Origin of the sequence: Mitsuokella sp. UBA4253 (assembly GCF_002395285.1) — a bacterium.
In the GTDB taxonomy this organism is placed as follows: domain Bacteria; phylum Bacillota; class Negativicutes; order Selenomonadales; family Selenomonadaceae; genus Mitsuokella; species Mitsuokella jalaludinii.
Window position 1 is genome coordinate 239,359 of record NZ_DGWR01000002.1, and the last position, 7,020, is coordinate 246,378.

At 55.0% G+C, this 7,020-nt stretch carries 8 protein-coding genes; 1 reads left to right on the top strand and 7 read right to left on the bottom strand.

Annotated elements, in window-relative coordinates:
- Positions 1 to 204: 204 nt before the first annotated feature.
- The 7 genes from B2X55_RS01530 to B2X55_RS01560 form a co-directional block, all read right to left on the bottom strand.
- On the bottom strand, positions 205 to 1,095 hold the full coding sequence (locus B2X55_RS01530) for a LysR family transcriptional regulator (RefSeq protein ID WP_286820600.1): 891 nt from the start codon (positions 1,093 to 1,095) through the stop codon (positions 205 to 207).
- Between the two features lie 149 nt (positions 1,096 to 1,244).
- Positions 1,245 to 2,414: an iron-containing alcohol dehydrogenase gene (locus tag B2X55_RS01535; RefSeq protein ID WP_286820601.1), complete on the bottom strand. Its 1,170-nt coding sequence runs from the start codon at positions 2,412 to 2,414 to the stop codon at positions 1,245 to 1,247.
- Positions 2,415 to 2,440: 26 nt separating this feature from the next.
- Complete coding sequence (locus B2X55_RS01540; RefSeq protein ID WP_286820602.1) at positions 2,441 to 3,178, bottom strand: carboxymuconolactone decarboxylase family protein; 738 nt, start codon at positions 3,176 to 3,178, stop codon at positions 2,441 to 2,443.
- Positions 3,179 to 3,386: 208 nt separating this feature from the next.
- Positions 3,387 to 3,845: a DoxX family protein gene (locus tag B2X55_RS01545; RefSeq protein ID WP_286820604.1), complete on the bottom strand. Its 459-nt coding sequence runs from the start codon at positions 3,843 to 3,845 to the stop codon at positions 3,387 to 3,389.
- A gap of 255 nt (positions 3,846 to 4,100) precedes the next feature.
- The gene (locus B2X55_RS01550) at positions 4,101 to 4,805 is read right to left on the bottom strand and encodes a hypothetical protein (RefSeq protein ID WP_286820606.1); all 705 of its coding nucleotides are present in this window, start codon (positions 4,803 to 4,805) and stop codon (positions 4,101 to 4,103) included.
- Positions 4,806 to 4,841: 36 nt separating this feature from the next.
- On the bottom strand, positions 4,842 to 5,228 hold the full coding sequence (locus B2X55_RS01555; RefSeq protein ID WP_286820608.1) for a hypothetical protein: 387 nt from the start codon (positions 5,226 to 5,228) through the stop codon (positions 4,842 to 4,844).
- Between the two features lie 202 nt (positions 5,229 to 5,430).
- Positions 5,431 to 6,699: an RNA-guided endonuclease InsQ/TnpB family protein gene (locus B2X55_RS01560; RefSeq protein ID WP_286820609.1), complete on the bottom strand. Its 1,269-nt coding sequence runs from the start codon at positions 6,697 to 6,699 to the stop codon at positions 5,431 to 5,433.
- A 94-nt stretch (positions 6,700 to 6,793) separates the two neighbouring features.
- Here B2X55_RS01560 and B2X55_RS01565 point away from each other — a divergent pair.
- Positions 6,794 to 7,020 (top strand): transposase (locus B2X55_RS01565; RefSeq protein ID WP_286820610.1); only part of this gene is annotated, 227 nt, incomplete at its 3' end.

Genomic DNA, 7,020 nt, shown 5'->3' on the forward strand with positions numbered 1-7,020 from the left:
CATCATCACAGCGGCCATCAGCCAAGCGGCTCTTTTCTTGCTCTTGAATGTCTTCATGGAAAAACCCCTTCCTTATTGTTGCATCTTTATTGTTGCATCTTTGCAGCTCACCGCTGCATGCCCAGTTGTTTTACTTGATGCATTCATTATAAGAGAAGGGGTATATGATTACAAATACTTGGTTCTAATAACCTATGATACATTTTAGGCATGATGAGAGAACGCCTCGTCCAGGGCCGCCACGACGAGACGACCGGCGCGGGAGAAGACCTGGTCTCTGCGCCAGACCACATAATTCGCCGAGCGAATCACGGGGTCCAAGGGACGGAAGACGAGCCCGCGGGACGAACCTACGGCATCCGCCATGCCCTTGAAGCAAAGCGCACTGCCCATGCCCGCCTCGATGAAGAAGGTCGTATTGTAGAGCAAGTTGTAGGTGTCGGCCACCTCGATTTTCTCCGCTGCGCTGCCGAAATAATGATCCAGCTCGTGATGCTTCATCGCCTGCTCCGATACAATGAGCGGCTCCTGCAAGAGATCGGCGCGCCGTACGGCCTCTTTGACCGCCAGAGGGTTGTCTGCCCGCATCATGAGCCCCCAGGCATCGTCGTGCGGGATACGGCGGAACACATACGTCCGCGGTGCATCCGGCCGGCAGACAATCCCGAAGTCGAGCAATCCCTTCTGCAGAGAATCGTAGATCCGGTCTTCATCGCCGCTGACCAGATGGAACTGGATGTGCGGATAGGAGCGGCGCAGCGGCGCCAGGACTTTCGCGACACAGGCCATCGCCTGCGTCTCGCCGGCACCAATGTAGATGTCCCCTGCCACGAGCTCATCCATCTTGGCAAACTGCTCCTTCGTCTTTTCTGTCAGGCTGAGAATCTCCTGCGCTCTCGCCTTGAATATCAGTCCGGCTTCCGTCAGCTGCGTCTTGCGCTTCCCGCGCACGAGCAGCTGCACGCCCAGTTCGTCCTCGAGATCCGACAGCTGCCGCGAAAGCGTCGGCTGCGTCAGGTGAAGTTCCTCCGCCGCCTTGGTGATGTTCTCATGCCTGGCTACCGCCATAAAGTACTGCAGTACGCGTATCTCCATTCTCCCACTCCTCCATCATCTTCTATGATTGGTACACTTCCTCTATTATATATAAAAAAAATGAAATAGACGAGGGGGTGAACGGAACGTCTCTTCCGTCGCCACCCTATAAAATCAAAAAGGCCCTCTCCGCGAGAGCCTTTTTTTCATCAGAGACTTTCCTTCAAAATTTCAACGACGTCCTTACGACTCAGCACCTTGTAGCCGCCCTCGAGTAGGAGCGTAGCATCGGCGATGCCATCGATCATATCTTTTGTCGCGCCGAGCTCGGAGATCTTCATGGCAAGGCCGAGTTCCTTCATCCAATCTTCCATGGCCTTGAGGCCTTCCTCGGCAATCTCCTCATCTGTCTTGCCTTCCGGGTTGACCTTCCAGACTTCAATGGCGAAGCGCTTGAATTTCGGCAGGCCATACGGCAGGATGTGGCGGTAGTACGGCAGTGAGACAGCTGCAAGCGTCATGCCGTGCGTCGCATTCGTATAGGCGCCGACGGCCTGGCCGAGCATGTGAACCATCCAGTCCGTGCTTTTCCCCTTGGCGATCAGCGTGTTGAGCGCCCAGGTCGCCGTCCACATCAGGTTGCTGCGCGCCTCGTAGTCCTGCGGGTTCCTGTTGGCAATGCGGCCGGCGTGCAGGACGGAGCGCATCAGGCCCTCGCTGATGTAATCGCTCGTGTTATCATCCTCACCGGAGAAATACTGCTCGCAGATGTGATTGAAGATATCGTAGATGCCTGCTACCATCTGGCGATGCGGCAGTGTCATCGTGTACCGAGGGTTCAGGATGGCAAAGCGCGGGATGATTTTCTCGTCTGCGAAGACGTGACCTATTTTCTGCTTTGTCTCCGGATTGGTGATGACACAACCTGCATTCATCTCCGAGCCCGTCCCGACCATCGTCAGCACGCAGCCGACTGGCAGCGTCTCGCAGGACGGCTCCTCAAAGCGCACGAAGTATTTCTCCCACGGGTCTTCATCACAGTTGACTGAGACGGACACCGCCTTGGCATAGTCGCAGACCGAACCGCCGCCGACGGCCAGGAGCAGATCCGCCTGATGCTTGCGCGCGATCTCGATGCCCTCATAGAGCTTCGCGAGCGTCGGATTCGGCATGACGCCCGCGATCTCTGCCACATTCTTGCCCTGCGCCTCGAGGATCTTGATGACATCATCGTAGATGCCGTTCTTCTTGATCGAGCCACCGCCATAGATCAGGACGACGTTCTTGCCGTACTTCGGCAGTTCCGTGTTCAAGTAGTCCAGCGACTGATCGCCAAAATAAAGCTTTGCTGGATTGCAGTACGTAAAATTTCCTAACATAGTATTTCTCCTTCTAACATAAGGCGTCAATCCTGCGGATACTCGGCTTCCGTGACGGGCTCGCACCACTCGTTGCTCGTCTCCGTGCCCGGGAGCTCAAAGGCGAGGTGGGAGAACCAGCTGTGCTGCTTGGCACCGTGCCAGTGCTTGACACCTGCGGGGATCTCGACGATGTCACCTGGTGTGAGGCTCTGCGGCGCCTTGCCTTCTTCCTGATACCAGCCCTCGCCATCGACGCAGATGAGGACCTGGCCGCCGCCCTGCGCAGCGTGGTGGATATGCCAGAAATTGCGGCAGCCCGGCTCGAACGTGACGTTGCAGATGACAAGCGGCTCGCCCGGCTTCGACAAGACGTTCAAATACGACCGCCCCGTGAAGTACTTGGCGTAGGCATCATTGGGCTCGCCGAGTCCGAAGAAGCCGCCGCGCCCCTCTGCATCCGCTGCATCGGCGTAGACTTCCTTGGCCACGGGGAATGCAGCCCAGGCATTCGGCCAGCCAGCGTAGAAGGCCAAATGCGTGAGCAATGCAGCCATCTCCGCTCTCGTGACACCGTGCTGCCGCGCCGTCTGCAGGTGGTAGCGCAGTGCATCGCCAGCAGTGCCCTTGCCGACAAGCGCCGAAACCGTCGCGATGCTGCGAAGCTTCGGCGAGAGCTCATTTTCCTTAGCCCAGACCTCGCCAAAGAGCACATCATCGTTGAGCGCCGCGAACTGCGGTGCAAAATCGCCCAATGCCTTGCGACCTGCTGTCTGTTTTTCCATGATGATTCCTTCTTTCTCGTATATCCATTGCCGCCAGCCGCGGCACCCTAGATTTCCTTGTTTTTCCTTATCATAGCAAAATAAGTATTTCATGTGAAATGCTTATCAAAAATCATCTATCATTCTTAAAATGTATTCCACATAGACCAAAGAGAAAGCCCTGCCTGTTCCAGTTGAACCAAAACAGACAGGGCTTTCTTGCGGAGATTTAGAAAAGATTGTGTTCTTCTTCACTGACTTCATTGCGAAGCAGGTGGTCGAGGCTGTAGCGGCCCGGACCGGCGAAGACGACGCCGAGGTAAAAGACCCCTTCCTCAAAGGGGCGGGAGACCTGCAGGAGCGGTGCGCCGGAGGCGAACTCGATGGAAGTCGCCATCATGAGGTTGCCGACGAGGAAGAGGGCCATCGGGCGGTAGAACAGGCCGAGCAGGATGAAGAGCCCGCCGAACGTCTCCGCCAGGCCGGAAAGCAGTCCGAAGAACGTCGGGAAGATATGGATGCCGAGTGCGCCCATCATCGAACCGAGTGCCGTCCACCCCTCAGGGCCGCTCAAGAGCTTCGGCACGCCATGCCAGATGAAGGCAATGCCGATCAAGATGCGGAAGACGAGCAAGCCGATATCCTTCTTCGACGCGATGATGCTGTTGATGTACTGCAATGATTTCATGGGAATCGCTCCTTTTTCTATCACAATATCTAACGGATATTAATTATTTACTTATATGATATATTAAGTATGTAATAGGCACAAGAACGATTTTTTCATTTACCAGGTATGAAATGCTTGCGTATTGTTGCAACACAAAGAAAAACAGCCCGGCGATACATCGCCAGGCTTATGAAAAGAAGAACATGCCCCGCCTGCTCGTATCATAGGGATGGAACAGGCGGGGCTCTCTGTCAAGAAGACAGCGAATTGCTCTTACGCCGTCTCATCGGCCTGTTTCCTGCGCCGCATGTAGAGGAAACCGCCCGCGAGCAGCAAGGCCAGGACGATGATACCGACCGTCAGGGCGATGTGCGCCTGGTTGTAAATGCGGTAGCTCGCCTGCATCCTGACGTCTTTGCCCTCCGAGATGGTCTTCTTGAGGTTCCAGGTCAGGCTCTTGCCGTCACCAGCGACGCTGTCTGCATTCTGCGTCTCAGGCTTGACGGGCAGGTTCAGCGTGAAGTTGTACTGGACCTGGTCGAGCATGCCCTGTACCATCTTCTTGCTCTCGGGATCCTGCGCGCCCATGTCCGTCTCCTCGCCCTTGGCGAAGAGATCGAAGGTGTAGGCGTCGTAGAACCACGAACGCGTGACGGTGACGCCTGCATTGCGCCCTGCCACTGCCGTGAACATGTCGCCGCCCTTGGCTGCCAGCGTCTCGATGTCCGGATACGATACCGTGACCTCGTAGCCCGTCATGTCGCCGTCATTGACGTCTTTGACGACGGCATCGGGATTCTCCGCGACGAATTCATTCTTCGTGGCCTTCAGGGCCTCTGCGGCAAACATATTGCCGACCATGCGCGTCACCATCGTGCTGGAGCCGTCCTCCTTGATGGTCACGCTTTCTTCCGCTTTGATGCAGCCCGCTGCTGCCAGGGAAAAGACGATGAGCAGGACTAGGAATATCCGCTTCACGTTACTCACTTCCTCTCAAAACTCAACACCGATCCGTCACTTATCCTTTGCCTGTTTCTCGAACAAGATGGTCATGCCCGAATAGTCCGTCTTGACTTTGCCAGTCTCCACCTTCACGAAGACCATCTCACCGGATGAATCCTTGATCTTGAAGCCATTCGCCGTCTCCTCCCAGTCGCCGTTGCCCTTTTCATCGCCGACGACAGCCTTGACATCGCCGTTCGGCTGGAGGTCCAGCGTGAACTCGCCGCCGACCGTCTTCGCAACATTGACATTGATGCCGCCCATCGAGCCCGTCGTGGCCTTCCATACGCCGACGTATTCGCTGTTCTCGTACTTGTCCGACATGCAGCCAGCGAGCAGCAGGCAGAGCAGGCAGCCCGCCGTCAAGATGAGCATCCTGCGCTTTGCGAATCTCTTCATGGCAATCTCTCCTTCCTCAAAGTCAAAATCCGTCAACTACCCGCGACTGAAGTCGCGAGCTTGAGGGAATCTTTCGATACCTCAATTTGCTTAGATAGGCCAGGCTTACTGCATTCGCAGTCTTGCGAGGTACAGCAGAGGTCCGGTAATTACCAAAGCCATTAGCGTCCGCAAGTTGCCAAACGGACAAGATAGGTTTGCATCAATGCATGGATACGAGCTTTGCTTTGGCTCGCGCTAGGATGTTCTTGGCCGCATTCACGTCGCGAATGTGGTGTATCCCACATTTCGGGCAGATCCACTCGCGGTCCTTGAGCGTCAGTTTCTCTTTGCCGCTCATGATATGGCCACAAGCGTGGCAGTTTTGCGTCGTATTCCGCGGGTCGACGGTGACAAAGTTCTTGCCGTACAGTGCTGCCTTATAAGTCAGCATACTAAGGAACATCCGCCAGCCATTGTCTTGGATGCTCATAGCCAGGGCATGGTTCTTCAGCAAGTTCCGGCTCCGCAGTTCTTCTGCTGCGACCAGATCGTGGTTCTTGATCAGTGTCGCGGAAGTGCGGTGCAGGAAATCTCTGCGGCGCTGCATGACTTGTGCCGTGAGCCTGGCAACGAGCAAGCGCTGTTTCTCGACGTTCTTTGCCTCACGGAGCGGGCGATGCTCTTTCTTGGCACGGACAATCCGACGGCTCAGCTTGCGCTGTGCGTTGGCCAGCCGTCGTTTCTGCCTGCGGTAATAACGAGGATTGGCCACAATCTCGCCATTCGAGTCGGCATAGAAGTTCTCGACGTTCAGGTCGATGCCAATCTCTGCCTTTGTTTTCGGGCTGGTTTTCACGAACGGTTCATCGGAGCCGAGTTGGAATGACGCAAAGTAGCGGTGCCGGCTGTCCTTCGTGATGGTAATCGTGCCGATGCGGACTTCCTTCATGGCAAGAAGTCGGTCCAGTATTTTACGCGATCCTTGGAAGCGGATGCGTTTGAGCTTGGGCAGCATCAGATGATGCTTGTCGAGGAAGCGGGCGTTACTGGTAAACAGAGAAACATCCGTACCCTTGCTGTAATGCGGATTCGTCTGATACGACTCGACGGACGTTTTCTTGTGGAAGTTCGGCACACCAGCATGATGGACGGCACGGAACTGCTTCCAAGCACACTGGTAGTTCTGCCGTGCATTGGCAATGGACTGCGCATCGATATCGGGATGCCGGAGCCACGGATAACGGTCTTTTAGCGCTGTCACCGTGCGGATTCGCTCGCGCAGTGCCTCGATGCGCTTCTCGATGAAGTCGATGTAGATACTCCGTCTGCCAAATCGTGCGATCTCCTTGTTCACAGCGACATGTTCATTGTAGACGCAGCGTGCCGCATCCGCATTGCGTCGAATCATCTCTTTCTGTTTCTGGCTGGGGTAGATGCGGACTTTCAGGCCGTAATGATAGGCATAATCCGCCATCTTCTTATGTTCCATTTTATTCACCTCCTTCCTACTTTTATTATACAACATATGAGATTGCCTAACAAGCAATATATTGCTATAATAAAAAAGAAGGAGTGTAATACACATGAAACGAAAAGAGCGCATCCCAGATGCAATCTATGAGCGTGGATACGTCTACAATTTCCACTTTCATCTGATCTGGGTGACGAAGTATCGGAACCCAGCCTTCACGACACCGGAGCTCGTGCAGGAGATGAAGGATATCTTGCTGCGCATCGCGCAGCTGAACGATGTGACCGTCGAAGAGCTGGAAGTTATGCCAGAGTATGTGCACATGCTCATCAGCTTCAA

What these genes read in the sequence shown, in the direction of transcription:
- B2X55_RS01530 (WP_286820600.1), bottom strand. Translation starts at nt 1,095, where the DNA reads ATGGAGATACGCGTACTGCAGTACTTTATGGCGGTAGCCAGGCATGAG.
- B2X55_RS01535 (WP_286820601.1), bottom strand. Translation starts at nt 2,414, where the DNA reads ATGTTAGGAAATTTTACGTACTGCAATCCAGCAAAGCTTTATTTTGGC.
- B2X55_RS01540 (WP_286820602.1), bottom strand. Translation starts at nt 3,178, where the DNA reads ATGGAAAAACAGACAGCAGGTCGCAAGGCATTGGGCGATTTTGCACCG.
- B2X55_RS01545 (WP_286820604.1), bottom strand. Translation starts at nt 3,845, where the DNA reads ATGAAATCATTGCAGTACATCAACAGCATCATCGCGTCGAAGAAGGAT.
- B2X55_RS01555 (WP_286820608.1), bottom strand. Translation starts at nt 5,228, where the DNA reads ATGAAGAGATTCGCAAAGCGCAGGATGCTCATCTTGACGGCGGGCTGC.
- B2X55_RS01560 (WP_286820609.1), bottom strand. Translation starts at nt 6,699, where the DNA reads ATGGAACATAAGAAGATGGCGGATTATGCCTATCATTACGGCCTGAAA.